Genomic DNA, 25,908 nt, shown 5'->3' with positions numbered 1-25,908 from the left:
CGGGACGTCCGGCCGTGACCCCGCCCCCGCCCGGACCGGGTCGTGGCCGGCGGTCGGCGGACGACCGGCGGGCCCAGCTCGTGCAGATCGGTCTCGAGCTGCTGCCCACCACCCCGGTGCAGGAGCTGACCATCGACGAGGTGGCCCGCCGGGCCGGCATCAGCCGCAGCCTGCTGTTCCACTACTTCCCCAGCAAGCGCGACTACTACGCCGCCGTGACCCGGGCGGCGGCGGAGCTGCTCTGGACCCACCTGCTGCCCCGGCCGGGTGCACCCGACGAAGGCACGGGCGCCGCCACCGTCGACGGGATGCTGGACCGCTACGTCGGCTGGGTGGAGACCTTCCGGGAGACCCACCTGGCGTTCGTGCGCGGCGCCGCGGGCGGCGACCCGTGGGTGGCCGAGGTCTACGAGGAGACCCGCGGCCGGCTCGTCGAGGTGGGGCTGCGCACGCTGGGGCTCCCCGACGACGCCCGGCGCCGCCAGCTCGTGCTGGCGTTCTTCGCCTTCACCGAGGACCTCGTCGCGCAGTGGGTGCTGGAGCCGACGATGCCCCGCGCCGAGCTGCTCGCCCTGCTCCGCGACGTCCTCGACCGGCTGCTGCCGCGCTAGCCGGCGAGCGTCGTCGGCGCGCGGTCGGCGGCCTCGGTGACCGGCGGCTGGAGCGTGGCGACGACGTCGTTCGCGCTGGCGCCCGTGGCGTCCATCGACTTCTTCACGGTGGCGCCGTAGACGTCGACGTACTCCTGGCCCGAGAGCGTCATGATCTCGTACATGATCTCGTCGGTGATCGACCGCTCGACGAAGCGGTCACCGGCCAGCCCCTCGTAGCGGCTGAAGTCCAGCGGCTTCCCGATCCGGACCCGCACCTGGGTGAGCTTCCTGCCGAACGGCAACCGCCGGGTGCTGTAGACCATGGCCACCGGGACGACGGGCGCCCCCGTCTCCAGCGCCATGCGGGCGACACCGATCTTGCCGCGGTAGAGCCGCCCGTCCGGCGAGCGGGTGCCCTCGGGGTAGATGCCCAGCAGCTTCCCGTCGCGCAGGATCCGGATGCCGGTCCGGATGGCGCCCTCGGCGGCCGAGGCGCTCGACCGGTCGATCGGCACCTGCCCGGCACCGCGGAAGAAGGCCCGCTGGAGGAACCCCTTCACGCCCGTGCCGGTGAAGTACTCGGCCTTCGCCAGGAAGGTGACCCGCCGCTTGAGCTGCAGCGGCATGAAGATCCAGTCCGCCGCGGACAGGTGGTTGCTCGCGAGGATGGCGGCGCCCGTCGCGGGCACGTGCTCGATGCCTTCCACCTTCGGGCGGAAGGCGGCCCGTGCCGGCGGGCCGATCGCGACGAACTTGAGGAACCAGTAGAACAACACGCCTCCCTCGGGGACTGCCAGACTAGGGAGCCTGGGGCCGGGATCACAATCCGGGCCCCGCCGTGATCCAGCCGACACCGGCGCGACGCCGGTTGCCCAGGAGGAGCGCCGTGCCCGGACCCACCCCCCTCCCCGAGGTGATGCCCGGCGCCGAGCCCTTCGAGTTCCCCGGCGGCGACGGGCCCGAAGGCCGCACCGGGGTGCTGCTCGTCCACGGGTTCACCTCGACGCCGATGAGCATGCGCCCCTGGGGCGAGCACCTCGCGGCCGAGGGCTTCGCCGTCCGGTGCCCCCTGCTGCCCGGCCACGGCACCCGCTGGCAGGACTGCAACGCCAGCACCCACGACCAGTGGACGGCGACGGTCGAGGAGGCCTTCGACGAGCTGGCCGCCCGCTGCGACCGGGTCTTCGTCGCCGGCCTGTCGATGGGCGGGACGCTCGCCCTGCGGCTGGCCGAGGTGCGCCCCGACGACGTCGCCGGGTTGCTGCTGGTGAACCCGGCCCTGCTCACCCGGCGGCTGGACGCGAAGCTGTTGCCCCTGCTGGCCCGGGTGACGTCCAGCTGGGCGCCGATCGCCAGCGACATCAAGAAGCCCGGCACGACCGAGCTGGCCTACCCCCGGCTGCCGATCCGGGCCATGCTGCAGCTGCGCGGCCTCTGGGCCGCGACCCGCGCCGACCTGGGCCGGGTCACGGCGCCGGTCACCGTCTTCCGCAGCACCGAGGACCACGTCGTCGAACCGGTGAACAGCACCATCCTGCTCGCCGGGGTGGCGAGCGCGGACACCACCGAGGTCCTGCTGGAGGACAGCTACCACGTGGCCACCCTGGACAACGACGCCCCGCTGCTCTTCCGGCGCTCCGCGGAGTGGATCCGCGCGCGCGTGCCGGCCGGCGAACCCGACGCCTCGTCGGGCGGGCACCGGTGACCGACCGCCGCGGCCGGGGACGCCGCGACAACGGGCTGGACGCCGCGCTGTGGAGCCCGGTCCGCGACGTCGACCCGCGGGTGGGCGAGCACCTCCTCGACGTGCTCGAGGCGGCCGGTATCGCCGCCTACCTGGAGCCCGCCGCCGACGTCGGCCCCTACACCCGGTCGGTGGTCCTGCCCAGCCCCCCGTCGGACCGGCTGTTCGTCGACCGGGCGCGCCGGGTCGAGGCGCGGGGGCTGGTCGAGCAGCACGCCGACGACCACCCCGTCGAGCCGCGGGTCGCGCGCCGGCCCGCGGGGCGCGACCTGGACGAGGACGCCGAGTGGCGGCGCATCGTGGCCGCGTTCGAGGCCGAGCACGGTCGTCCCGCGGTCCAGGAGGGTCCCGCCGATCCGCCGCCGCCGACGCCGCACGAGGTGCCGGTGCTCGACCGTCCCGAGGAGCACTACGAGCCGCCGGCACCGCCGCCGCTGCCGGTCCCGGCGCCCGCGGTGCTGTACGCCCTGCTGCTGGTGGCCGCGGGCATCCTCCTCATCGGCGTCCCCTCGGTCATCGGCCTGTCGGCGGACGCCGGTCTCGTGCTGGGCGTGGCGGTCGTGGCCGGCGGGGTGGCGCTGCTGGTCTCCCGCATGCGCGACCGCTCCGACGACGGCGACGACGGGGCGGTGGTCTGAGATGGCGACCGTCACCGCGACCGTCACGGTGACCGGCCACCTCATGGACACCGGCATCCTCGGCCGGGTGCTCGACGACGTCCTGGAGTACGGCGGGGACTACCGGATCACCGACCTGGACCTGGGCCGCGAGCACGCCGACGAGTCGACGGCGCTGATCGAGATCCGCGCCGACGACACCGAGCGCCTCGAGCGGATCCTCATGCGGGTGCAGGTCCACGGCGCCAACGCCGTCGACCCGGGCACGGCGACGACCCGGCCCGCCCCCGCGGACGGCGTCTTCCCCGACGACTTCTACTCGACCACCAACCTGGAGACCCTCGTCCGGCTGGACGGGGAGTGGCTGCGGGTGCGCAACCCGGAGATGGACTGCGGCCTGGTGGTGACCAGCGAGGAGGGCGGGGCGGGCGGGCAGGTCACGGTGCGCACCGTCCCGGTGAGCGACGTGCGGGCGGGTGACGCCGTCGTCTGCGGCGCGCACGGCGTGCGGGTGGAACTGCCGGTGCAGGCGCCGCGCGGCGAGGAGGACGACTTCGGCTTCATGTCCTCGGCCGTCTCCAGCGAGAAGCCGCAGGCGTTGCTCGTCCGCCAGATCGCCGAGCGGATGCGCGAGGTCAAGGCCGCCGGGCAGCGGGTGCTGTGGGTGGGCGGGCCGGCCGTGGTGCACACCGGCGCCGCCCCCGCCATGGTGCGGCTGGTCCGCGCCGGCTACGTCGACGTCCTCTTCGCCGGCAACGCCCTGGCCACCCACGACATCGAGTCGGCGCTGTTCGGCACCTCGCTCGGCGTCGACCTGGCGAAGGGCTCGGGGGTGCCGCACGGGCACGAGCACCACATCCGCGCGATCAACACGATCCGGGCGGCCGGCTCGATCCGGGCGGCCGTCGGCTCCGGCGTCCTCACCGGCGGCGTCATGCACGCGATGGTGGAGGCCGGGAAGCCGTTCGTGCTGGTCGGCTCGGTCCGCGACGACGGGCCGCTGCCCGACGTGCACACCGACGTGATCAAGGGTCAGCGGGCGATGCGCGCCGAGCTGCACGACGTCGGCTTCGCGATCATGGTGGCGACGATGCTGCACTCGATCGCGACCGGGAACATCCTGCCGGCGTCGATCCCGCTGGTCTGCGTCGACATCAACCCGGCGACGGTCACGAAGCTGGCCGACCGGGGCAGCGCCCAGGCGATGGGCATCGTCACGGACATCGGCCTGTTCCTCGAGCAGCTGGCCCGCGAGCTGTCGTGACGAGTGGGGGCCGGAGGCCTCCGCGAGGAGCGACGGGGGCCGCCCAGGCATCGGCATGGTCGTCGCGAGTGGGGCCCGGAGGGTTCCGCGCAGCGACGACGAAACGGCTCGGCGCACCAGGGGTACGACACCTGGCCGCGGTGTCGTCCGGAGGACGACGGAGTCAAAGCGGTGCCGCCCGGAGGGCGGCGATGTCATTCCGCACCAGGTCGGCCGCGCCGACGATGCCGGCCTGGGCACCGAGCGCGGCGGCGACGACGCGGGGACCGGGGCGGAACCCGCGGCCGGGCAGGGCGCGCTCGAGCCGCTCGCGGGCCGGGCGCAGCACCATCTCGCCGAGCACGCTGACGCCGCCGCCGATCACCACCACCTCGGGATCGAGCACGGCGGCCAGGTCGGCGATCCCCTGGCCCAGCCAGCAGCCGACCTCGGTGACCAGCTCCAGGGCGAGCGGGTCGCCGTCGTAGGCCGCGCGGGCCACGTGCTCGCCGGTCAGCCGGTCGGGCTCGCAGTCGACCCGCTCCAGCAGCAGGGCGGCCGCGGCCGGCGAGGTGCGGGCCACCTCGCGCGCGGTCTGCCCCAGCGCCGTCCCGCTGGCGTACTGCTCCCAGCAGCCCCGGTTGCCGCAGGCGCACAGCCGGCCGTCGGGGACGACGCGCATGTGCCCCCACTCCCCCGCGACGCCGTGCGAGCCGCGCCGCAGCCGCCCGTCGAGGACGATCCCCCCGCCGATGCCGGTGCCGAGGGTGATCATCAGCGCCAGGTCGGCGCCGCGGGCGGCGCCGTAGCGGTACTCGGCCCAGGCCGCGGCATCGGCGTCGTTGCCCACCCACAGCGGGCGCTGCAGGCGCGCGGCGAGGTCCTTGCGCAGCGTCGAGTTGCGCCAGGCCAGGTGCGGGCTGAACAGCACGGTGTCCCCGGTGCGGTCGAACCACCCGGCGGCGCCCACGCCGACCCCGACGATCTCGCCCTCGTGCCCCTCGGCGAGTTCCGCGACGACGGCGGCGATGGCGTCCTCGGTGTCGCTCACCGAGGCCCCGGGCGTCGCCCGCCGGGCGGTGGCCATCATCTCGCCGTCGGGAGCCACCAGCCCTCCGGCGACCTTGGTCCCGCCGATGTCGATGCCGAGCGCCGGCAGGGCCGTCACCTCCGGCCCGGTCACGCGATGTCGATCCGCTGGACGGCCGGCTGCGCGGCCGCCTGCTCCTCGGGGCGCGGCCCGGCCGCCTCGCCGGCACCGTCGGCCGGCTGCTCGGCGAACGACCGCAGAGCGGTCGCGGCGGCGGTGAGGACGTCGGCCAGCGCGGCGGTCACCTCCGGGCGTTCACCGCGCAGGACGGCCGCCACCTGGCAGACCGGGCACCAGCGGCAGTCGTCGCCGCCGTGCTCCCCGGTACCGGTGGCGGGGGTCTGCCCGGCTCCGGCGCGGACGGCGTCGAAGAGACGGCGGGCCTGGTCGGCCCAGTCGGCACCGCTGGTCATCTGGTCCTCTCCTCGGCCGCCAGGAGGTCGGCCGGCCACTGCTGCGGATCCGGGCGGAAGCTGATCTCGAGGCGCGCGGCGGCGGCACCGGGGGCGAGCAGTCGTCCCCCGGTCACCTCGCACCGGCGCAGCAGCGAGTCCAGGCGCAGCGAACGACGATCCTGCCCCACGGACACCACGAGGTCATCGCCCCACCGGGTCAGCCCCACCTCCGGGCGCTCGGCGAAGGGCAGCGGCACGGCCAGTCGCCACCCGCCCTCCCCCCGCTGCGGGGCCGGCGGAACCGGCCCACCGGACGCGGGGAGCTCCAGCCCGCCCAGCAGCGCGGCGGCACCGGTCACGCCCACCGGCGGCACCGGCAGCTCGGGCACCTCGTGCACCGGCGCCACCTCCGCCAGGCCGCTCCGGGCGGCGTCCTGCTCGGCGGCACGGGCGCTCCACCACTCCCCTGTGCCGGCCGTGGGGAGCACGCGGGCGAGGACGGCCGCGACCCGGAGCCCGTGCAGGCCGAGGACGGTCGCCGCGCGTCGCACCGGCGGCACCGCGGACCGCTGCGCCGCCGTGGTCAGCCAGACGGCCGTGTCGGTGGGGTCGGCGAGCCGGTCCCGGGCGAGCAGCCCCTCGACGGCGGGCAGGAGGTCGAGCACGGTGTCCAGGGGGCCCCGACGGACCGCCCCGGCCGCCACCGACGCCGTCCGGACGGCGGCCAGCGCGCGCGCCGTCGGCGGCAGCGCCTGGTCCAGCCACCAGCGGAGCGAGCCGGGCAGGGCGGCGAGCGGGAGCCCGTCCGCCAGCGGTCCGGCGTCGACCACGACGAGGTCGGCGTCCGCCGCGCCGAGCGCCGCCAGGAGCGCGAGCTCACCCGCGCCGGGGACCGGCACCACCGAGGTCGCCGGCGGCAGGTCCAGGTGCGGGAGCAGCGCGCCCATGGCCCCGGCGTGGGCGGCCCACAGCTCCGCGACCGCCCGGCGGCCGTCCACCCGCCGGACGTGCAGGTCCGGCACCTCGTCGAGGCCGGGCACGGGTGCCGGCTGCCGGGAGAGCAGCAGCGTGCTCCGGCCCTCCCGGGCGGCGCGCACGGCGGCCGCCGCGGCCACCGTCGACGCCCCCGCCCCGCCGGAGCCGGTGACCAGGAGGGTGCGCACCGCGGCTCAGCCCTCGACGCGCTTCTTGAGCTCCTTGAGCGCGGTGTCGAGGATGACCTTCTCGGCCTTCCGCTTGATCATGCCGAGCATCGGGATGGAGAGGTCGATGGTGATCGAGTAGGTGACCTCGGTGCGGCCGCCGGTCTCGACGAGGGTGTAGGAGCCCTCCTGCCGCTTCTGCATCTGGCCCTTGACCAGGGTCCAGGAGACGCGGCGGTCGTCGTCCCACGTGTACTCCAGGACGTAGTCGTCCTTCACCGCCCCGGCGTCGAGCACGAAGTGCACGCGGCGGGCCCGGCCGTCCGCACCCGTCTCGAGCACCTCGACCTTCTTGGCGGCGGCGACCCACTGCGGGTAGGAGGGGAAGTCGGCGATCACCGCCATGACCTCGGCCGCAGGCGCCTCGACGACGATCGACTGGGTGGACTGGTCGGCCATGGGCAGCAGGCTAGCTGCTCGGGCCCCGACCGGCCCCGCGCACCACGGCACTCCGCTACTGCCGGGTAGCACCAGCCGCTAGATTGGCCCGGACGTTCCCGCACCGGGGCCGCGGGCGACGGAGCCCGGCGGGCGGTCGGGGAGGAGAGGACCGGGCGTGCGCGAGTTCAGCGTTCCTGCAACCCACGAGGTGGACCCCGACGAGGCGCTCACCGACATGCTGGCGGCCAATGTCGCCGGGCACGGTGACGAGGTCGGCCTCCGGCGCCGGGTGGACGGCCGCTGGACCGACGTGACCTGGCGGCAGTTCGGCGAGGAGGTCCGCGGCGTCGCCAAGGGCCTGATCGCCGCGGGCGTGGCCGCCGGCGACCGCGTCGCCCTGCAGGCCAGGACGCGCTACGAGTGGACGGTCTTCGACTACGCCATCTGGACCGCCGGCGCCGTCGTCGTGCCGATCTACGAGACCTCCAGCGCCGACCAGGTGGCCTGGATCCTCTCCGACTCCGGCGCCACGGTCGCCGTCGTCGAGCGCGACGAGCACGCCGCCGCCATCGAGTCGGTCCGCGACCAGGCGCCGGACCTCAAGGCCGTCGTCGTCATCGACGACGGCGCCGTCGAGCAGCTGACCGCCACGGGTTCGGGCGTGCCCGACAGCGAGCTGGACGCCCGCCGCGCCACCCTGCGCGCCGACAGCCTCGCCACGCTGATCTACACCAGCGGCACCACCGGGCGTCCCAAGGGCTGCGAGCTCACGCACGGCAACTTCCTGTTCGAGATCGGCAACGGCATCACGCTGCTCGACCGGTTCATGAACGTGCAGGGGTCGCTGCTGCTGTTCATCCCGCTGGCCCACGTCCTGGCCCGCGTCCTGCAGGTCGGCGCGATCAAGAACCGGACGGTCATCGGCCACACGGCGGACGTGAAGAACCTCGTCGAGGACCTCGGCGAGTTCAAGCCCACGTTCGTGCTCGCCGTCCCGCGGGTCTTCGAGAAGGTGTTCAACTCGGCCAAGGCGAAGGCCGAGGGCGACGGCAAGGGCAAGATCTTCGACCGGGCCGCCCAGGTCGCGATCGACTGGTCGCGCGCCCAGGACACCGGTGGCCCCGGGCTGGGCCTGCGCGCCCAGCACGCGCTGTTCGACAAGCTGGTCTACGGCAAGCTGCGCGCCGCCCTCGGCGGGCGCTGCCTGGGCGCCATCTCCGGCGGCGCCCCCCTCGGTGAGCGGCTCGGCCACTTCTTCCGCGGCATCGGGGTCACCGTCTTCGAGGGGTACGGCCTCACCGAGACCACCGCGGCGGCCTCGGTCAACCACGACGAGGCGATCCGCATCGGCACCGTCGGCCGCCCGCTCCCGGGCGTCGCCTTCTCGGTCGCCGAGGACGGCGAGCTGCTCATCCGCGGCGGCATCGTGATGCGCGGCTACTGGAAGAACGAGGACGCCACCCGCGAGGCGATCGACGCGGAAGGGTGGTTCCACACCGGCGACCTCGGCGAGATCGACGACCAGGGCTTCGTCCGGATCACCGGCCGCAAGAAGGAGATCCTGGTGACCGCGGGCGGCAAGAACGTCGCCCCTGCCGTGCTCGAGGACCGGCTGCGGGCCCACCGCCTGGTGAGCCAGTGCATCGTCGTGGGCGACCAGCGGCCCTACATCGCCGCGCTGGTGACCCTCGACGAGGAGGCCCTGCCGCAGTGGCTGGAGTCCAAGGGCAAGGACACCGGGCTGACGGCCGCCCAGCTGCGCGAGGACCCCGACGTGCTCGCCGCGATCGGCGCCGCGGTCGAGGACGCCAACAAGGCGGTGTCCCAGGCCGAAGCGATCAAGAAGTTCACGGTGCTGGCCACCGACTTCACCGAGGACAACGGGATGCTGACGCCGAGCCTCAAGCTCAAGCGGAACGTCGTGCTCAAGGAGTTCGGCTCCGACGTCGAGTCGCTCTACTCCCGCTGAGCACCGACCCCTACCAGGGGGCATAGGAACCACTACCTACGTCCGCAGGCCCCACGACGTGGGTGATGGTTCCTATGCCTGGTCGCAGCCGGGTTCGAGCAGCTGCGCGAAGTCGGCCGCGATGGTGGTCCAGGACCACCGCCGCTCCACCCAGGCGCGCCCGGCCGCCCCCATCGCCCGGGCGCGCACGGGGTCGTCGAGCAGCCCGGCCAGCGCCGTCGCCACCGCCCCGGGTGACCGCGGGTCCACCACGTGCCCGGTGACGCCGTCCTGCACCGCTTCCGGGGCCCCGCCGGAGGTGCCGGCCACCACCGGGCGGGCGCAGGCGGCCGCCTCGAGGAACACCATGCCGAGCCCCTCGACGTCCAGCCCACGGCGCCGGGTGCGGCAGGGCATGGCGAAGACGTCGCCGGCCGCATAGTGCGCGGGCAGCTCGTCGTGGTCGACCGGACCGGTGAGGACGACGGAGTCCTGCAGCCCGCGGGCCGCGACCGCGCGGCGGAGCTCCCCCTCGTCCGGCCCACCGCCGACCAGCAGCAGCCGCGCCGCCGGGTGGCGGGCGAGCACCCGCGGCCACCCGACGACGAGGACGTCCTGGCCCTTGCGGGCGACCAGCCGCGAGACGCAGACCACGACCGGTGCGTCGCCCAGGCCGTGGCGCGCGCGCACCGCCGCCCCGTCGACCTCCGGGGCGAAGCGGTCGACGTCGACCCCCGGCGAGAGCTGGGCCAGCCGGGTGCGCCCCCCGAGCGGTGGCGCGAGCCGGTCCCGCGTGTACTCGCTGATGTAGGTGAGGATGTCCAGCCCGGAGGCGATCCGCTGCATCACCTGCCGGCTCCCCGGGAGGGCCACCCAGCCGGTCTCGTGGCCGTGCGTGGCGCCGACCAGGTGCCGCACCCCGGCGGCCCGCAACGCGGGCGCGAGCAGCCCCAGCGGTGCGGCCGCGCCGAAGAACGCGGTGTCGCAGCCGTACCGCCGGACAAGGTCCACGGCCGCGCGTGCCGTCGCCCGCGTCGGGAGCAGCATGCCGGTCGGCCGGCGCACCACCGGGTACGGCAGCGCCGCGTCGTGCTCGGCCGAACCCGGGGCGTCCGAGGCGAGCACGACCAGGGAGTCCGGTGGCCGCCGGTCCAGCAGCGCGGCGACGAACGTCTGGATGCCGCCCTGCCGGGGCGGGAAGTCGTTGGTGACGACGAGGGTGCGCGTCACGGCCCCTCCAGCCGTGCCCAGTCCGCAGCCATCGCGATGCGCTGCGCGGTCGTGGGGTGGCTGCCGAAGAACCAGTGCCAGGCCGCAGGCGGGTCCGGGTCGCCGAGGTTGGTGCCGGCCAGCCGCTGCTGCATGTCGACGAACGCCTCCGGGTCGCGGGTGAGCTCGAGGGCGTGCAGGTCCGCGCGCTCCTCGATCTGCCGGGACACCAGGTTCTGCACGGGCGTGGCGAGCAGCCCGCCGGCGGACACGAGGAACAGCAGCAGCGGCACCACCCGCGGGTCACCGGGTCGTCCGGCGCCGGCCCGGCGGAGCAGCGGCGTCCAGCTCAGCAGCCAGCCGAGCAGCGCGGTGGCCGCGCCCGCACCCAGTGCGCCCATGAGCGTGCCGGTCAGGACGTCATCGGCGGCGACGTGCCCCAGCTCGTGCGCCACGATGGACTCGATCTCGGCGTCGGGCAGCTCGCCGAGCAGGGTGTCGTAGACGACGATCCGCCGGGTGGACCCGAACCCGGAGACGTAGGCGTTCAGCGCCGTCGTCCGCCGGGAGGCGTCGGAGACCAGCACGTCCTGCACCGGTGTGCCGCTCTCCTCGGCGAGGGCGAGCAGGTCGCTGCGGAGCTCCCCCGCCGGCAACGGTTCGAAGGAGTTGAACGCCGGCTCGATGACCACCGGGTAGAGGAACGACCCGACGACCACCAGGCCGGACGCGGCCGCGCCGGCCCAGGCCCACCAGGTGCGCGGGGCGCGGCGGGCGAGCCAGAGGAAGACCAGCAGCACGAGCACGGTCAGCGCCGCGCTGATCGCCAGGGAGACCGCGACGTCGCGCAGCCAGAGCCACCAGCTCCGCGTCGAGAGCCCGTAGCTGCTGCGCACCGACTCCGCGTAGGCCGAGATCGGGAGGGTGGCCAGGCGCCCCAGCAGCAGCAGGACCGGCACCCCCACCAGCACCTGGAGGGGCCACCGGCCGCCCACCCGCGCTCCCACGGCGCTCATCAGGCGGGCCCCCAGCGGGGTCAGCCCGAGCACCGCCGACACCCCCAGGCCGAGCACGAGGGAGAGCAGCGAGGCCGGCCGCAGCGCGTCCGCGAAGGCCTCGGCGCGTTCGATCCGGTCGGGGTCCAGCCCGGCGGTCGGATCCGGCTCGGTGTACCCCCCGGGCGGTTCCGGCAGCACGGTCCACGGGGTGCGGACGGCGATGACGACGACGACGGCGATCCCGAGCAGGGCCGCGGCCACCATGGCGACCCGGCGAGCGCTCACCCGGCCGATCCTAATGAGCCGGTCGCCGTCCCCCTCGCCGCCCGCGGGATCGGCGTCGATCCCCGGACGGGGTCCGGCGCGCCAGCCGGACGACGAGGGCCGGTGATCCCGGGTGGGATCACCGGCCCTCGTCGAGCACCTGCAGCTGTCAGCCCGCGATGCGGCGGGCGCCGTTGTAGCTGGGCATCGAGTCCAGGCTTCCCACCTTCACCGGCTGGCCGGAGGTGGAGGCGTGCACCATCTGGCCGTTGCCGATGTACATGCCGACGTGGCTGACCGGGCTGTAGAAGAACACCAGGTCGCCGGGCTGCAGCTCGCTGCGCGAGACGGGGGTGCCCATCTGGCTCTGCGACCGGCTGGAGTGCGGGAGCGTCACGCCCGCCGCGGCGTAGGCGTACGAGGTCAGCCCCGAGCAGTCGAAGGCGTTCGGCCCGCCGGCGCCCCAGACGTACGGGTCGCCGATCTGGGCGAGCGCAGTGTTGACCGCGACCTGGGCGGCCGAGCTCGGCGCGGTGACCGCGCTCGGCGCGGGCAGGGCGGCGCCCCCGTGCGCCTGCGCCACCTGCTCCTGCTGCGGCGCGGTGAGCGCCTCGTAGCGGCGCTGGTAGTCGGCGATCTTCGCCTCGAGCTCCTCCTGCTGGGCGGCGATCTGCTCCACCGTCCGCTCCGCGTCGGCGGCGGCCTCCTCAGCGGCGTCGCGGGACCGCTCCGCGTCCTCGGCCGCCTGCGACACCTCGGTGATCACCGCGTTCGTGTGCCCGGCGATGGCGTCGAGGGTGCCCAGCTGGTCGAGGAGGTGGTCCGCCGAGTCGCTGGTCAGCAGGGCGTGGAGCTGCGACATGCCGCTGCCGGTGTAGGCGCTGCGGGCCAGCCGGCGGATGTGCCCGTCGAGGGAGCCGATCCGGGCCTCCGCCTCGGCCGTGGCCTCGCCGGCGGCCCGCGCCTCGTCCTGGTGGCGGGCGAGGACGACGCGCGCCTCGTTGAGCTGCTCGGAGACCACCTCGAGCTCGTGGCTCGCCTCGGCCACCTGGGCGGCGACCTCGTCGGCCGTGCCCGGGACGGCCGACGCCGTCCCCGGGAGGATCGTGACGGTCACGGCCGTGACGGCGGTGACCAGGAAACCCGAACGGAGCGGACCGAGGCGACGGGCGCGCGAGCTGCGCCGGTCGGCGGCGTGGAGCTGTTCGGGGGCGTGCGTCAGGAGTGCGTGAGGGGTCGCCACGAGCGGCGGCTCTCCGTTTCTTCCTCTGCAACCGCCGACCGAGTTAGCTGACGGGTTCGGGCTGGGAAGACTGGCCCTATCCCCCGCGCACCGGCGGGCCGGCTGCGGGAGAACTCACCCCAGAACTGCGGTGGGTCCCCGGTACACCCCGGGCGCCAGTGGTGCGCGTCCGGCGGTGATTAGGCGGTGTCCGGTCGAGGCCATCCATCGACGGATGACGACCACCCGGCCGGACGGCGTGAACCCTAACGATCGTGATACCCCCGTGACAAATGATCGCTGGAGAAACCCGTGTGACGAGGATTCCCAGCTCACGGGCGCGCCTCCCCGCCCGACCTCCTGACCCGGGGTAGGGGTACCGGTCCACACGGGCCCGGGCTCACCCCGTGCGCCGGCCCCGGGAGCGGTCACCGTCGTGCCCCCCGGCCCCGTCCGGGTGGCGCAGCGGGGGCACCAGCCCGCCCTCGGCGAGCGCCCGCACGGCCCGGCGTTCCACCTCGTCGAACTCCACCACCACCCCGGGCGGCGGGACGACGACGTCCTCGGCGGCAGGTGACGGACCGCCGCGGGGGCGGCCGGTCATGGGCACGACCACCGGGTCGACCCCCTGCCATCCCGGCGGGGCCCCGAGCAGCACGGTCACGACGCAGTCGGTGCAGCCGGTCCCGCGGGCGGTGCAGGTGTCGCAGTCGATGAGCATGGCTTCTTCTCTCCTCCGTGAGTCGCTGCGCACGGTAGGAGCGGTCACCGACATTTCCGGCCGCGCCACCGGCGCCGGTCCGGCGTCGTCAGCTGCCGGCGTACTCCCAGTGCCACGGCTCCTCGCGCCCGTTGCCCGGATCGGCCCAGGTCGGGTGCAGGAAGCCGAAGCGGCCGGCGTTGGCCACCATCCAGGCGTACTGCGGCGTGCCGAAGGACTGGACGCCGCCGCACAGGTCCACCGCGAGCCCCCAGCCGTGGTTGCTCGTGCCCGGGACCGCCGCGAGCGCCGGCTTCTCCCCGTACAGCTTCACCTGGCCGGCGTAGGTCCGGTAGGAGTCGGTGATGCACAGCGGGCGCCCGAAGTCCGCCGCGTAGGCCGCCGCCATGGCCCGGTAGGCCGCGGCCGCGTCGCACCGCAGGGAGTGCCCGCCGACGCCCAGGGGGCACATCGCACTGGGCGGGATCAGACCGTTCGGGTAGCCGCCCCAGGCGCGGCCGCCGTCGTAGCTGGGCGGGTAGACGGTGTTGCCGCACTCGGTCCGCAGCGCCCCCGCGGTCGGCTCCGGGACGGCTACCGGGGACCGCTGGCCCAGGACCGGGCGGCCGATGCCCAGCACCTGGTCACCCGGGAGCGTCCGCACCACCACGGCACCGGCCCGGGCGTCGGCGGTGAGCATGGTCCTCGGGTCCAGCGCGATGCCCACGTGCCCCAGGCCGGACTCCGGGGAGCCGAGGAAGACGAGGTCACCGGGGAGCACGTCGGCGGGGGCCACCGGCGCGGTCCGCGCGAACAGCTCGCCCTGCGACGCCGGCAGGGAGACCCCGGTCCGGCCGTAGACCGCCTGCACCAGGGAGCCGCAGTCCCACGAGTCCGGCCCCGCCGTCCCGGGGGCGTAGGGCTGCCCCAGGGCCTCCATCGCGCCGCCGACCGCGGCGAGCGACTCCACGGGCAGCACGAGCAGCGAGGTGGGGCGACCGGGCAGCTGGGCCACCCCGCGCTGGGCACCACCCCCGCCCGCGCCCACCGGCACCAGGCGGTCGGGCAGGGCCTGCCCGGGGTCGCGCAGCGCGGACGCCGGCACCTCCGCCAGCCCTGCGGCGCGGAGCTGGTCGACGTAGGCCCGCCAGCTCGCCGCCGTCTGCTCGTTGACGGCGAGCTGCTCCCGCTGGAGCTGGGCGAGCTGACCGTCGACGACGGCGAGCGCGTCGCCGAGCTCGGCGGTGACCGCCTCGGCCGCCGCCTCGAGCTCGGCCACCCGGGCGCCCACCTCGTCCGCCCGCGTCCGGGCCTGGTCCAGCGCGGCCTGGGCGCGCGCCTGCTCGTCCAGCGCGGCGCGCCGGTGGCCCTCCGCGACGCCGATCACCCGGGCCGCGTGCGCGTCGACCACGTCGAGGAACCCCAGGCCGGCGAGCACCTCCCCCGGGTCGCCGCCGCTGAGCAGCAGGGTCAGCGGGGTGAGGGCGCCACCGTCCCGGTAGACGGCCGCGGCGTAGTCGGCCACCTCCCGCTGGTGCCCGGCCAGCACGCCCTGCGCCGCGTCGAGGACCGCCTGCGCCTCGTCGACGGCCCGCTGGGCCCCGGCGAGCGCCTCGCGGGCGGCGACGACCTCGGCCTGGCGGGCCCGCAGCTGGTCCTGGACCTCCGCGGCGCGCCGCTGCAGCCGGTCCAGGTCGGGGCTCTCCAGCACGCCGGAGGTGCCGCCCGGCTGGTCGCTGGGCGCGGCGGCGGCCGGTCCGCCCGGCAGCAGCACCAGCACGCACGCCGCGAGGGCCGCGACCGCCACCCGCCGCCGGAACCGGCCGGACGGGTGCGCCCAGGAGCGCGCGGGCATCGCCGACCACCTCCAGGCAACGGGCCGGTCGCGCGGGCGGCGACGGGCGCTCGTGCATGGTGACCCGTGCGGGGGCGGAAAGCCAGGTGGTCCGCGGACCCGGCGCCCCCGCTCCCCCTGGTCGGGCGGCCCACGGCCCCCCGCCCGGGTGGTGGCCGGCCCGGCGCGCGTCCCCCGGAGTGTCAGCACCCCGACCTAGCGTCCGCCCCGTGCCACCTCCCCCAGCACCGCCACGCTACGAGCAGGTCTCCATCGCCGACGTCGGGACGCCGCTGGCGCAGGTGACGTTCGTCGTCGTCGACCTGGAGACCACCGGCGGCTCGCCGAAGGACAGCGCGATCACCGAGATCGGCGCCGTCCGGGTCCGCGGCGGCCAGGTGCTCGGCGAGTTCCAGACGCTCGTGGACCCAGGGCACGAGATCCCGCCCTACATCAGCGTGCTCACCGGCATCACCTCGACGATGGTCGCCACGGCCCCGCGGATCGGCGCCGTGCTCCCGGCCTTCCTCGAGTTCGCCCGCGGTGCGGTCCTCGTCGCGCACAACGCCCCGTTCGACCTCGGGTTCCTCAGGGCGGCGTGCGCCGAGAACGGGATGGCGTGGCCCGCGGCGGCCTCCGTCGACACCGCCGTCCTCGCCCGTCGGCTGCTCAGCCGCGACGAGGTGCCCAACTGCAAGCTGGCCACCCTGGCCCCGTACTTCTCAGCCACCACCTCACCCACGCACCGGGCCCTGGACGACGCTCGGGCCACCGTCGACGTGCTCCACGGGCTCTTCGAGCGGCTCGGGCCGCTCGGCGTCACCACCCTGGAGGAGCTGACCGGGCTGACCCGGCAGGTCGATCCCGAGCGCCGGCGGAAGCGGCACCTGGCCGACGCCGTGCCGCACGGGCCCGGCGTCTACCTCTTCCGCGGCCCGAAGGACGAACCGCTCTACGTCGGCACCTCCGGCGACCTGCGCAGCCGGGTCCGCAGCTACTTCACGTCGGGCGAGCAGCGCAGCCGGATCACCGAGATGGTGGGGCTCGCGCAACGCGTGGAGGCCATCCCCTGCGCGCACGCGCTGGAGGCGGCGGTCCGCGAGCTGCGCCTGATCGCCCGACACAAGCCGCGGTACAACCGCCGGTCCCGCTTCCCCGAGCGGGCGCTGTGGGTCCGGCTCACCGAGGAGCCCTTCCCCCGGCTGTCGGTGGTGCGCCGGGTCCGTCCCGACGCCGGGGTGTTCCTCGGGCCGTTCCCCGACCGCCGCGCCGCCGACGCCGCCGTGGCCGCCGTCCACGAGGTGCTGCCGCTGCGGCAGTGCACCGCCCGGTTGTCGCCCCGCACGCCGGTCAACGCCTGCGCGCTGGCCGACATGGGGCGGTGCGGCGCCCCCTGCACCGGCGCCCAGTCGGTTCCCGAGTACGCCGGGGTGGCGGCGGTCTTCGCCGCGGCGGTCGGCCACGACCCCCGCCCCCTGCTCGGGCCGCTGCTCGAGCGGGTCGACCGGCTGGCGGGCGAGGAGCGCTACGAGGACGCCGCCGTGCTGCGCGACCGGGTGGCCGTGCTCGTGCGGGCCGTCCGGCGGCGGCAACGGCTGGCGTCGCTGGCCGCCGTCCCCGAGCTCGTGCTCGCCCGGCCCGACGGCGAGGGCGGCTGGGAGCTCTCCGTCGTCCGGTACGGGCGCCTCGCCGCCGCCGGGAACGCGCCGCGCGACAGCACCGTCCGCAGCGTGCTGTCCGGTCTGCTGGCGACCGCGGAGACCGTGCCCGGCACCGACGCCGAGCACCCCACGACGGTCGACGAGACCGAACTCGTCCTGCGCTGGCTGGAGAAGCCCGGCACCCGGCTGGTGCAGCTCACCGGCACCCTGGCCTGCGCGGCGCCCGGCACGGGGGCCTACAGCGGTTTCCTGGCGCGCGTGGAGGCCGGGCGCGACGCGAGCGATCCCTTCGCCGACGGACGGTCGCTGGGCACCCGCGCCCGTCCCGAGCGGATAGCATCCCCGGCGTGATCACCGCCATCGTGATGATCGACGCCGCCACCGACTCGATCGCCGAGGTCGCGCAGGCCGTCGCCGAGCTCGACGGGGTCAGCGAGGTCTACTCCGTCGCCGGCGAGGCCGATCTGATCGCCATCGTCCGCGTCCGCGAGTTCGAGCAGGTCGCCGAGGTGATCGCCGGCCGGATCAACAAGGTCCCGGGGGTCGTCGACACCGACACCCACATCGCCTTCCGCGCGTACTCGCGGCACGACCTCGAGGCGGCCTTCTCCATCGGGTTCGACACCGACGCCTGACGAAGCACCCCGTCCTCGCCCGCCCCTCGCGAACTCGGGGCAGCCTCGGGACGAGGCCTAACCGCGGGCGGCGCGGCTCACACCGATCCACCGGTCGAGCAGCGCCGCCGCGCGCCCGTCGTCGACCGCCGCGGCCGCCCGCTCCAGCCCGGCGGCGAGGCCGTCGTGCAGCCGCGCGGGCCGCTCGTCGAACGTGGCCAGCGCAGCGGCCGAGTTGAGCAGCACGGCGTCGCGCACCGGCCCGCGCTCGCCGTCCACGAATCGCCGGAACACCTCGGCGTTGACCCGGGCGTCGCCGCCGCGCAGGGCGTCCGGCGCGGGCGCCTCGATGCCGAGCGCGCCGGGGTCGACGCGGTCGGGCGTCACCTCGCCGTCGCGGACCACCCAGACCGACGACGTGGTGGCGGTCGTCAGCTCGTCGAGCCCGTCGTCGCCGCGGAACACCAGCGCCCGCGTCCCCCGGGCGGCGAGCACCTCGGCGAGCACCGGGGCCATGCGCGCGTTGGCGCAACCGATCGCCGCCGCCACCGGGCGCGCCGGGTTGGTCAGCGGGCCGAGGAAGTTGAACACCGTGCCGATGCCCATCTCCCGGCGCGGGGCGGCCGCGTGCCGCATGCCGGGGTGGAACACCGGCGCGAAGAAGAACCCGATGCCGGCCTCGCGGACGCACGTGGCCACGGCGTCGGCCGGCAGGTCGATGACCACGCCGAGCGCCTCGAGGACGTCGGCGGCGCCCGACGACGACGACGCCGCCCGGTTGCCGTGCTTGGCCACGGGGGCGCCCGCAGCGGCGGTCACCACGGCGGCCATCGTGGAGATGTTGACGGTGTGGGCGCCGTCCCCGCCGGTACCGACGATGTCGACGCAGTCCATCGGCAGCCGGACCGGCGTGGCCCGGGCGAGCATCTCGGCGGCCAGCCCGGCCACCTCCTGCGCGGCCTCCCCCTTGGCCCGCAGCGCCACGGTGAAGCCGGCCACCTGGGCCGGGGTCGCCTCGCCGGTCATCACCTCGCGCATCGCCCAGCGGGTGTCCTCGGCGGTGAGGTCCTGGCCGGCCAGCAGGCGGTTGAGCAACCCGGGCCAGGTGGGCGCGGCCGTCGGCGTTCCCAGGGCCGTCACCGGCGCGCCGCGGGCCGGCCCGCGCGGGCGCGGAGCAGCTCGGCTACCACCCCGGGGGCGACCAGCGGGTCGACCGGCAGGGCCAGCGTCGCCTCCGCGCGGGACCAGTGCGCCAGCCAGCGGTCGGACTGCCGGGCGACGAGCAGGCACACCACCGGCCGGTCGGAGACCTCCACCTCCAACTGCCGGGCGAGCGCCATCCCACCGGTGGGCTGCGCCTCGCCGTCGAGGACGCACAGGTCGATCCCGCCGGCGTCGACCGCGGCCACCACCTCGTCGCCCGTCGAGCACTCCAGCCAGCTCAGCGGGCCCACGTCGGGAGCCGGCTGCCGCCCGACCGCCGCGCGCACCGCATCGCGGACCTCGGGGCGGTGGCTGTAGAGCAGCACGGTGGCCGGCGCGGCGGGCTTCTCGGCAGCACTCACGCCGCCGAGCCTAGTGCCCGGATGCATCCGTGCAGGCCGGGCCGGTGCGTCGGTATCGACCTGATCACGACGACGCCACGCCGTCACCACCCGCAGTCGTGACGGCGCCCTGCCGATGCCATGATGACCCCCGTGACAACGGCCCCCGTCGCGAGCAGCACCTTCGACACCTCGCGGGTGCACTCCCTGACCCGACCGAACATGGTCAGCGTCGGCACGATCATCTGGCTCGCCAGCGAGCTGATGTTCTTCGCCGGGCTGTTCGCCATGTACTTCACCGCGCGAGCCCGGGCCACCGAGGGGTGGCCGCCGGAGCCGACCGAGCTGAACCTGCCCTACGCCACGTTCTTCACCGTGGTCCTGGTGCTCTCGTCGGTCACCTGCCAGTTCGGCGTCTTCGCGGCGGAGAACGGCAACGTCTACGGCCTCCGCCGCTGGTTCACGATCACCTTCGTAATGGGCCTGGTCTTCGTGCTGGCCCAGGCGAACGAGTACCGCGTGCTGGTCGTCGACCACGGGACGACGATCGCCTCGTCGACGTACGGTTCCGTCTTCTACCTCACGACGGGCTTCCACGCCCTGCACGTCATCGGTGGCCTCATCGCCTTCATCTACGTGCTCATCCGGTCCACCATGGGCCGCTTCACGCCGGCGCAGGCGACCTCGGCCATCGTGGTCTCCTACTACTGGCACTTCGTCGACGTCGTGTGGGTCGGGCTCTTCGCCACGATCTACCTGATCCGCTAGGGAACCGGTGTCCACCACGAACCCGCAGTCCGACGCACCGCTCGCCGACGCCGGCACGCCGGTCGACCGGGCGCGCGCACGCCGCCGATCCAAGCACCGCCGGCGGCTCGCCAACGTCGCGGGCCTCATGGCCTCGCTCGTCCTCACCGGCTCCCTGTACTCGGTGATCGCCCCCGCGCAGGCGGCCGACGAGGGTACGAGCGAGTCGGCGGCCGAGGCGGCCGGGCGCGAGCTCTACGAGCGCAGCTGCATCTCCTGCCACGGCGAGAACCTCGAGGGCGTGCCCAACCGCGGCCCGTCGCTGATCGGTGTCGGGGAGGCCTCGGTCTACTTCCAGGTGCACACCGGTCGCATGCCGCTGGTCCGCCAGGAGGCCGACGCCCCCGACAAGCCGGCCGTCTTCTCCGACGAGGAGATCGACCAGCTCATGGCCTACGTGCAGGCCAACGGCGGCGGGCCGACCCTCCCGTCGGGCGACCTGCGCGAGGGTGACCTGGCCGAGGGCGGCGAGCTCTTCCGGCTGAACTGCGCGTCCTGCCACAACTTCGTCGGGCAGGGTGGCGCGCTCTCCTCCGGCAAGGCGGCGCCGAGCCTGGAGAGCTCCAGCGACCTCGAGATCTACACCGCGATGCTGTCCGGCCCGGAGAACATGCCCGTCTTCGGCGACAACCAGCTCACCCCGGAGGAGAAGCGCTCGATCATCCTCTACGTCCAGACGATCGACGACATGGCCGACCCGGGCGGCGCCGGCATCGGCCGCATGGGCCCGGTCGCCGAAGGCCTGGTCATCTGGGTCGTCGGCATCAGCGCCATGATGTTCGGCATCTTCTGGATGGGGAGCAAGGCGTGAGCACGCTCGCGGCTTCATCGAAGGACACGGCAGCTGCGCGGTCACGGATCACGACCGCCGGCGAGGAGGAAGCGTGAGCACCCGCGAGACCCGCCCAGGCTCCACCGGCGGCGAGGCCACCCCCGGCCCGCTGCACGGCGGCCCGGACGAGGACTACACCCCCGAACAGCTCGCGGCCATGCGCCGCGAGGAGCTCGACCTCCTCGGGGCCCGGTACGACGGCGTGGAGATCCTCCACGTCGACCCGGGCCCGGAGCCGGGCTCGGCCACGGAGAAGCGGGCGGTGCGCCAGGTCGGCTGGACCTTCGCCCTCGCCGGCGTCTTCGCCTTCCTGTTCCTCGTCGTCTACGTCGGCTCGGGCTGGTTCCTGCCCGAGTGGTCCTGGGCCGAGGAGGGCACGGCCTGGAGCGCGCTCTTCACCCCGCTCCTCGGCCTGTTCATGGGGCTCTCCCTCGCCCTGGTCGGCGCGGGCTTGGTGCTCTACACGAAGAAGCTCCTCCCCCACGAGACCGCGGTGCAGGACAAGCACGACGGCTCGCACTTCGACCGCGTCACCACCGGCGCCACGCTGGTCGGTGGCTACCACAACAGTGGTCTCCCCCGGCGCAAGCTGATCACCCGATCGCTGGGCTTCATGGGCGTCGGCGTCGGCGTCATGCTGCTCGCTCCGCTCGGCGGCCTGATCAAGAACCCGAACACGGGCAACCCGCTGGGTCGCACGTCGTGGGCCGAAGGCGTCCGCCTCGTGCGCATCGACGGCAGCCCCGTCCGCCCTGGCGACCAGGAGCCCGGCTCGCTGGAGACGGTCTTCCCGGCCGTCCCCGGTGGCAACTTCGAGTCCGACGCCGCCACCATGCTCATCCGGCTCCGGCCCGAGCAGGTGCTGCAGGACGAGCCCCGCGAGGGCCAGGCGGACTTCTCCTACGGCGACTACGTCGCCTACTCGAAGATCTGCACCCACGCCGGCTGCCCGGTGTCGCTCTACGAGCAGGAGACCAGCCGGCTGCTCTGCCCCTGCCACCAGTCGCAGTTCGACGTCACACAGGGCGCCAAGCCGATCTTCGGCCCCGCCACCCGCTCGCTGCCGCAGCTCCCCATCACGGTCGACGACGAAGGCTTCTTCGTCGCCCGCAGTGACTACATTGAGGCTGTCGGCCCGACCTACTGGAACCGGGAGCGCATCTGATGGCAGCTCGCACCGCCACGGCGCCGGGCGCCCCGACCACGAAGCTCGGCAAGGCCGGGTACGAGATCGACGACCGTCTGATCGTCGCCGGGCCCGTCCGCCGCACGCTCAACAAGGTCTTCCCCGACCACTGGTCGTTCCTGCTCGGGGAGATCGCCCTCTACTGCTTCATCATCCTGCTGCTGTCGGGCACCTACCTCACGTTCTTCTTCCAGGCGTCGATGACCGAGATCATCTACGACGGGTCCTACGACCCGCTCCGCGGCCAGGAGATGTCGATCGCCTACGCCTCGACGCTGGACATCTCCTTCGACGTCCGCGGCGGGCTCTTCATGCGCCAGCTGCACCACTGGGCCGCACTGCTGTTCGTGGCCTCGATCGTCGTGCACCTGCTGCGCATCTTCTTCACCGGCGCGTTCCGGCGCCCCCGAGAGACGAACTGGATCATCGGCGTCGTCCTGCTGATCCTGGCGCTCCTCGAGGGTGCGACCGGGTACACGCTCCCCGACGACCTGCTGTCGGGAACCGGGCTGCGCATCATCAGCGCCATCATCCTGGCTATCCCGGTCATCGGGACGTGGGCGCACTGGGCGGTGTTCAACGGCGACTTCGTGGGCACGGAGATCATCGGCCGCTTCTACATCGTCCACGTGCTGCTCATCCCGGCGATCCTGCTGGCGCTGATCGCGGCGCACCTGCTCATCCTGGTGAAGCAGAAGCACACGCAGTTCCCCGGCCCGGGTCGCACCGAGCACAACGTGGTCGGCAACCGGCTCTTCCCGACCTTCGCGGGGAAGGCCACCGGCCTGCTGTTCGTGGTCTTCGGTGTGTGCGCCGCCCTGGGTGGTCTCGTGCAGATCAACCCGGTGTGGCTGTGGGGCCCGTACAACCCGGCGATGGTCTCGGCCGCGTCCCAGCCCGACTGGTACGTGATGTTCCTCGACGGGTCGACGCGGCTCTTCCCCGCGTGGGACATCAACCTCCCCGGTGATTACACGATTCCGGCACTGTTCTGGCCGACTCTCGTCCTGCCGGGGATCCTGTTCACCCTGCTGCTGCTGTATCCGGTGATCGAGCGCAAGCTGACCGGCGACACGGTGTCGCACCACCTGCTCCAGCGGCCGCGGGACGTCCCGGTGCGGACGTCGCTCGGCATGATGGCGATCGCCTTCTACCTGGTGCTGCTGATCTCCGGTGGCAACGACGTCGTCGCGGACAAGTTCGACATCAGCCTCAACGCGATGACGTGGGCCGGACGTATCGGGCTGGTCTTGCTCCCGCCGATCGCCTACGTGATCACCTACCGGATCTGCCTGGGTCTCCAGCAGCACGACCGGGAGGTGCTCGAGCACGGCATCGAGACCGGTGTGATCCGGCGCCTGCCGCACGGCGAGTTCATCGAGGTCCACCAGCCGATCGGCCCGGTGGACGAGCACGGTCACGGCCAGCTCGCCTACGGCGGTGCTCCGGTGCCCAAGAAGATGAACCAGGTCGGTGCTGCACGACGCGCGATCCGCGGCTTCTTCTCCCCCGTGGAGGAGCCGACCGCGGTCGAGATCGACCAGCGCGCGGAAGGCCGCGGGCTCTCCGCCGGCGAGTCGGACCGGGAGCTGACGACCTCCGGTCGTCCCTCCGAGGGTGGCCGTCCGTCCGACGGTGGTCGCCCGCAGGACCCGCGCGACTGATCGACGCCTGACAGAGGGGCCCCGGTGGAACATCCACCGGGGCCCCTCTGCATCTCCGACCGTTCCACCGCACCGGCTCGTCGGCGAGACCGCGGGGCCTGCGGCGCTCCCGCGGGCGGCGCGGGGACCCTGGCACCTGGCCGGTCCGGTCGCCGGCCCGAACGGCTGCGGGGCCGCCCGGGGCCCTCATCGGTGGTGCAGCACCGAGCCGCCCCGCTCCCCCGTGGTGGAGCCCGCTCCCCGGAGCCCGTCCGAAGCCCTCACCTCCGGGCAGCCACTGCGCCGCGACGACGTCGAGCCGGCACGGCGGCGCTGACGAGCCCTCCCCCGGTCCACCGGGCTCGTCGGCGACCTGCTGAGGCCGCTCCTGCACCTCGCGCTCCTCGCCGCCACCCCCGCCGCGGCCCGGCCGGCGCGGCCTGCCCGGCTGGTGCCGCCTCGGCCACGGAGCGCATGCGCCCGCCGTGACACGGTGCCACGGGCTGCGTCGATGCCCGCGAGCCCGTCTTCCGGTCCCCGGGCCCGCATCGCGCCGGACAGGACGTGGGGACCGTGGCGCCTGGGTGGATCGGGCCGCCGTCCATGATCCCCGCGAGGCCGCCCGTGTTCATCCGCGGGCTGCGGCCCGTCCGCACCCGGAGCCCGGGCAGGTCCCCGGGACGACGGAAGGCCCCCTCCGCCTGGCGGCGGAGGGGGCCTTCCGTGGATCCGGAGCGTGGTGCCGGGGCTCAGCTCTGCTGGGCGTTCTGCCCCACGTAGTACTCGAACAGCAGCCCGCCGACGGCGATCAGGATCGCGACCGTGGCGATGGCGATCAGCCAGAGGTACCAGAACGCGATGCCCAGCCCCATGAGGGCGGCGGTCAGCGCGAGGGTGAACGGCCAGTAGCTCGCCGGGCTGAAGAAGCCCAGCTCGCCGGCCCCGTCGGCGATCTCGGCGTCCTTGCGGTCCTCGGGGCGGGGGTCGATCCGGCGGGAGACGAACCAGAAGAACCCACCGATGAGGATGGTGAGCCCACCCGAGAGAGCCAGCGCCGTGGTGCCGATGGGCTCCCGGGCCCAGAAGCCGTAGACGATCGCGCAGACGAAGCAGAACACCGCGATGAGATTGAAGATCAGTGCCTCGACCTTCACGGCCGCGCCTCCTCGAGCATGTGGGGGATCCGGTTACCGGGAGCGGAGACCTCAGTCACCGGTCTGCTGAAGGTCCTCGACCTTGTCCAGGACCAGGTCCAGCGGGGTCGTGGTGCTGGCCTCGCCCGGCTGCCCGATCTCCTCGAGCGCCTCGTACGTGCCCAGCCCGGACTCCCGGGCGGCCAGGTAGTCGTCGTACTCCTCGCCGGTGACCGCACGGACCTCGAAGTTCATGTAGGCGTGGTACGTGCCGCACAGCTCGGCGCAGCGGCCGACGTAGGCGCCCTCCTCGCGGACGGTCACCTCGAAGACGTTGTCGCGGCCGTTCTCGTTGCCCGGGATCACATCGAGCTTGAAGAGGAACTCCGGCACCCAGAAGGAGTGGATGACGTCGGCGGAGGCCAGCTCGAACCGGAGGGTGCGGTCGGTCGGCACGACGAGGATGGGGATCTCGGTGCTCGTGCCCACGGTGTCGACCGGCTCGCCGTCGGGGCCCGCGGTCTCGGGGTACACGAACTGCCAGTTCCACTTGAAGGCGTTGACGGCGATGACCTCGTCGGGGTCCTCGCTGATCTGCCGCACCTGGTTCTGCGTGTTGATCGTGAAGAAGAAGAGGCCGGCGATGATGATGAACGGCAGGATCGTGTAGACGATCTCCAGCGGCAGGTTGTACGCCGTCTGCCGCGGCAGCTCGTCACCCTTCTTGCGGTGCCGGATCACCGTCCAGGCGATGAGCGCCCAGACCGCCGCGCCGATGATCAGCGCCGCGTAGGTGGAGCCGATCCACAGGCTCTGCATCGCCTCGGCCTCGTCGGTGATGCCCTCGGGCCATCCCCACCGGACGAAGTTGCGCTCCCACCATTCGGCCTCGCCGAGCTCGCATCCGGTGAGGGTCAGCGCCCCCAGGAGACCGAGCGCGGCCAGCCGCGCGAGCCTGCTGCCTCGAGCCACTGCTCGCTGCCTCCTCGTCCTCCGCCCGGCTCCCGGGCGGTCATTGCAACGGATCTCCACCGGTTCTCGGCAGACT

Annotated in this window: 25 protein-coding genes and 1 riboswitch; of the genes, 11 read left to right on the top strand and 14 right to left on the bottom strand. The window is 74.2% G+C overall.

Annotation, left to right across the window (positions count from 1 at the left end; translation table 11 throughout):
* Positions 1 to 14 precede the first annotated feature (14 nt).
* On the top strand, positions 15 to 611 hold the full coding sequence (locus tag BMW62_RS22960; RefSeq protein ID WP_091931353.1) for a TetR/AcrR family transcriptional regulator: 597 nt from the start codon (positions 15 to 17) through the stop codon (positions 609 to 611).
* On the opposite strand, the gene BMW62_RS13385 is transcribed toward BMW62_RS22960, so the two are convergent.
* Positions 608 to 1,369: a lysophospholipid acyltransferase family protein gene (locus tag BMW62_RS13385; RefSeq protein ID WP_244524025.1), complete on the bottom strand. Its 762-nt coding sequence runs from the start codon at positions 1,367 to 1,369 to the stop codon at positions 608 to 610. The genes BMW62_RS22960 and BMW62_RS13385 overlap by 4 nt on opposite strands.
* Positions 1,370 to 1,479: 110 nt before the next feature.
* Between BMW62_RS13385 and BMW62_RS13380 the strand changes: the two genes are divergently transcribed.
* Genes BMW62_RS13380 through BMW62_RS13370 form a run of 3 tightly spaced genes read left to right on the top strand, consistent with a single transcriptional unit; the run spans position 1,480 to position 4,218 of the window.
* Positions 1,480 to 2,298: an alpha/beta hydrolase gene (locus BMW62_RS13380; protein ID WP_091931352.1), complete on the top strand. Its 819-nt coding sequence runs from the start codon at positions 1,480 to 1,482 to the stop codon at positions 2,296 to 2,298.
* Positions 2,295 to 2,975: a hypothetical protein gene (locus tag BMW62_RS13375; RefSeq protein ID WP_091931397.1), complete on the top strand. Its 681-nt coding sequence runs from the start codon at positions 2,295 to 2,297 to the stop codon at positions 2,973 to 2,975. The genes BMW62_RS13380 and BMW62_RS13375 overlap by 4 nt, the downstream gene beginning before the upstream one ends.
* A gap of 1 nt (position 2,976) precedes the next feature.
* Positions 2,977 to 4,218: an ornithine cyclodeaminase, nickel-pincer nucleotide-dependent gene (locus tag BMW62_RS13370; RefSeq protein ID WP_091931351.1), complete on the top strand. Its 1,242-nt coding sequence runs from the start codon at positions 2,977 to 2,979 to the stop codon at positions 4,216 to 4,218.
* Between the two features lie 163 nt (positions 4,219 to 4,381).
* Here BMW62_RS13370 and BMW62_RS13365 read toward each other — a convergent pair whose 3' ends face one another.
* Genes BMW62_RS13365 through BMW62_RS13350 form a run of 4 tightly spaced genes read right to left on the bottom strand, consistent with a single transcriptional unit; the run spans position 4,382 to position 7,283 of the window.
* A complete protein-coding gene (locus BMW62_RS13365; protein ID WP_091931350.1) occupies positions 4,382 to 5,380 on the bottom strand; it encodes an ROK family glucokinase in 999 nt (332 codons plus the stop codon).
* Positions 5,377 to 5,700 (bottom strand): hypothetical protein, encoded by a 324-nt coding sequence (locus BMW62_RS13360; RefSeq protein WP_091931349.1) that lies wholly within the window; start codon positions 5,698 to 5,700, stop codon positions 5,377 to 5,379. Before BMW62_RS13360 ends, BMW62_RS13365 begins: the two co-directional genes overlap by 4 nt.
* Positions 5,697 to 6,845, bottom strand: coding sequence for an ArsA family ATPase (locus BMW62_RS13355; RefSeq protein WP_091931348.1), 1,149 nt, complete (start codon positions 6,843 to 6,845; stop codon positions 5,697 to 5,699). The genes BMW62_RS13360 and BMW62_RS13355 overlap by 4 nt, the downstream gene beginning before the upstream one ends.
* Positions 6,846 to 6,851: 6 nt before the next feature.
* Positions 6,852 to 7,283: an SRPBCC family protein gene (locus BMW62_RS13350; protein ID WP_091931347.1), complete on the bottom strand. Its 432-nt coding sequence runs from the start codon at positions 7,281 to 7,283 to the stop codon at positions 6,852 to 6,854.
* Positions 7,284 to 7,440: 157 nt separating this feature from the next.
* On the opposite strand from BMW62_RS13350, the gene BMW62_RS13345 reads away from it, so the two are divergent.
* Positions 7,441 to 9,234, top strand: coding sequence for an AMP-dependent synthetase/ligase (locus BMW62_RS13345; protein ID WP_091931346.1), 1,794 nt, complete (start codon positions 7,441 to 7,443; stop codon positions 9,232 to 9,234).
* A 72-nt stretch (positions 9,235 to 9,306) separates the two neighbouring features.
* Here the strand turns inward: BMW62_RS13345 and BMW62_RS13340 are convergent, their stop codons facing one another.
* The 5 genes from BMW62_RS13340 to BMW62_RS13320 all read right to left on the bottom strand — a co-directional run bounded on the left by BMW62_RS13340 (position 9,307) and on the right by BMW62_RS13320 (position 15,461).
* A complete protein-coding gene (locus BMW62_RS13340) occupies positions 9,307 to 10,443 on the bottom strand; it encodes a glycosyltransferase family 4 protein (RefSeq protein ID WP_091931345.1) in 1,137 nt (378 codons plus the stop codon).
* Entirely contained in the window at positions 10,440 to 11,705 is a 1,266-nt protein-coding gene (locus BMW62_RS13335) for a M48 family metallopeptidase (RefSeq protein ID WP_244524024.1), read from the bottom strand. Before BMW62_RS13335 ends, BMW62_RS13340 begins: the two co-directional genes overlap by 4 nt.
* A 148-nt stretch (positions 11,706 to 11,853) precedes the next feature.
* A complete protein-coding gene (locus BMW62_RS13330) occupies positions 11,854 to 12,801 on the bottom strand; it encodes a C40 family peptidase (protein ID WP_244524023.1) in 948 nt (315 codons plus the stop codon).
* A 142-nt stretch (positions 12,802 to 12,943) separates the two neighbouring features.
* A riboswitch (cyclic di-AMP (ydaO/yuaA leader) is annotated at positions 12,944 to 13,112 on the bottom strand.
* Between the two features lie 194 nt (positions 13,113 to 13,306).
* A complete protein-coding gene (locus BMW62_RS13325) occupies positions 13,307 to 13,627 on the bottom strand; it encodes a hypothetical protein (RefSeq protein WP_091931343.1) in 321 nt (106 codons plus the stop codon).
* An 88-nt stretch (positions 13,628 to 13,715) separates the two neighbouring features.
* Complete coding sequence (locus BMW62_RS13320) at positions 13,716 to 15,461, bottom strand: D-alanyl-D-alanine carboxypeptidase family protein (RefSeq protein ID WP_091931342.1); 1,746 nt, start codon at positions 15,459 to 15,461, stop codon at positions 13,716 to 13,718.
* 209 nt (positions 15,462 to 15,670) lie between these two features.
* Between BMW62_RS13320 and BMW62_RS13315 the strand changes: the two genes are divergently transcribed.
* Both BMW62_RS13315 and BMW62_RS13310 read left to right on the top strand, forming a co-directional pair.
* On the top strand, positions 15,671 to 17,452 hold the full coding sequence (locus BMW62_RS13315; protein ID WP_091931341.1) for a DEDD exonuclease domain-containing protein: 1,782 nt from the start codon (positions 15,671 to 15,673) through the stop codon (positions 17,450 to 17,452).
* The gene (locus tag BMW62_RS13310; protein ID WP_091931340.1) at positions 17,449 to 17,736 is read left to right on the top strand and encodes an Lrp/AsnC family transcriptional regulator; all 288 of its coding nucleotides are present in this window, start codon (positions 17,449 to 17,451) and stop codon (positions 17,734 to 17,736) included. The genes BMW62_RS13315 and BMW62_RS13310 overlap by 4 nt, the downstream gene beginning before the upstream one ends.
* Before the next feature lie 57 nt (positions 17,737 to 17,793).
* Here the strand turns inward: BMW62_RS13310 and trpD are convergent, their stop codons facing one another.
* Positions 17,794 to 18,855 carry an anthranilate phosphoribosyltransferase gene (gene trpD, locus BMW62_RS13305; protein WP_244524022.1) on the bottom strand — a complete coding sequence of 354 codons (1,062 nt, stop codon included), beginning with the start codon at positions 18,853 to 18,855 and terminating at the stop codon, positions 17,794 to 17,796.
* The gene (locus tag BMW62_RS13300; protein WP_170852367.1) at positions 18,852 to 19,280 is read right to left on the bottom strand and encodes a helix-turn-helix domain-containing protein; all 429 of its coding nucleotides are present in this window, start codon (positions 19,278 to 19,280) and stop codon (positions 18,852 to 18,854) included. The genes trpD and BMW62_RS13300 overlap by 4 nt, the downstream gene beginning before the upstream one ends.
* A 123-nt stretch (positions 19,281 to 19,403) precedes the next feature.
* Here BMW62_RS13300 and BMW62_RS13295 point away from each other — a divergent pair, with 123 nt between their 5' ends.
* The 4 genes from BMW62_RS13295 (at position 19,404) to BMW62_RS13280 (ending at position 23,748) form a co-directional block, all read left to right on the top strand.
* Positions 19,404 to 20,027, top strand: a complete 624-nt coding sequence (locus BMW62_RS13295) for an aa3-type cytochrome oxidase subunit III (RefSeq protein WP_244524021.1) — start codon at positions 19,404 to 19,406, stop codon at positions 20,025 to 20,027.
* Positions 20,028 to 20,034: 7 nt separating this feature from the next.
* Positions 20,035 to 20,877, top strand: coding sequence for a cytochrome bc1 complex diheme cytochrome c subunit (locus tag BMW62_RS23490; RefSeq protein WP_091931337.1), 843 nt, complete (start codon positions 20,035 to 20,037; stop codon positions 20,875 to 20,877).
* 73 nt (positions 20,878 to 20,950) lie between these two features.
* The gene (locus BMW62_RS13285) at positions 20,951 to 22,063 is read left to right on the top strand and encodes a cytochrome bc1 complex Rieske iron-sulfur subunit (protein ID WP_091931336.1); all 1,113 of its coding nucleotides are present in this window, start codon (positions 20,951 to 20,953) and stop codon (positions 22,061 to 22,063) included.
* The gene (locus BMW62_RS13280; RefSeq protein ID WP_091931335.1) at positions 22,063 to 23,748 is read left to right on the top strand and encodes a cytochrome bc1 complex cytochrome b subunit; all 1,686 of its coding nucleotides are present in this window, start codon (positions 22,063 to 22,065) and stop codon (positions 23,746 to 23,748) included. The genes BMW62_RS13285 and BMW62_RS13280 overlap by 1 nt, the downstream gene beginning before the upstream one ends.
* A gap of 728 nt (positions 23,749 to 24,476) precedes the next feature.
* On the opposite strand, the gene BMW62_RS13275 is transcribed toward BMW62_RS13280, so the two are convergent.
* Both BMW62_RS13275 and coxB read right to left on the bottom strand, forming a co-directional pair.
* The gene (locus tag BMW62_RS13275; protein ID WP_091931334.1) at positions 24,477 to 24,881 is read right to left on the bottom strand and encodes a cytochrome c oxidase subunit 4; all 405 of its coding nucleotides are present in this window, start codon (positions 24,879 to 24,881) and stop codon (positions 24,477 to 24,479) included.
* A gap of 51 nt (positions 24,882 to 24,932) precedes the next feature.
* Positions 24,933 to 25,832: an aa3-type cytochrome oxidase subunit II gene (gene coxB, locus BMW62_RS13270; protein WP_091931333.1), complete on the bottom strand. Its 900-nt coding sequence runs from the start codon at positions 25,830 to 25,832 to the stop codon at positions 24,933 to 24,935.
* Positions 25,833 to 25,908 lie beyond the last annotated feature (76 nt).

Origin of the sequence: Blastococcus sp. DSM 46786 (genome assembly GCF_900109665.1) — a bacterium.
Lineage (GTDB): Bacteria > Actinomycetota > Actinomycetes > Mycobacteriales > Geodermatophilaceae > Blastococcus > Blastococcus carthaginiensis.
Note: the sequence above shows the minus strand (reverse complement) of the source record. Positions and strands in the feature narration are given on the sequence as shown.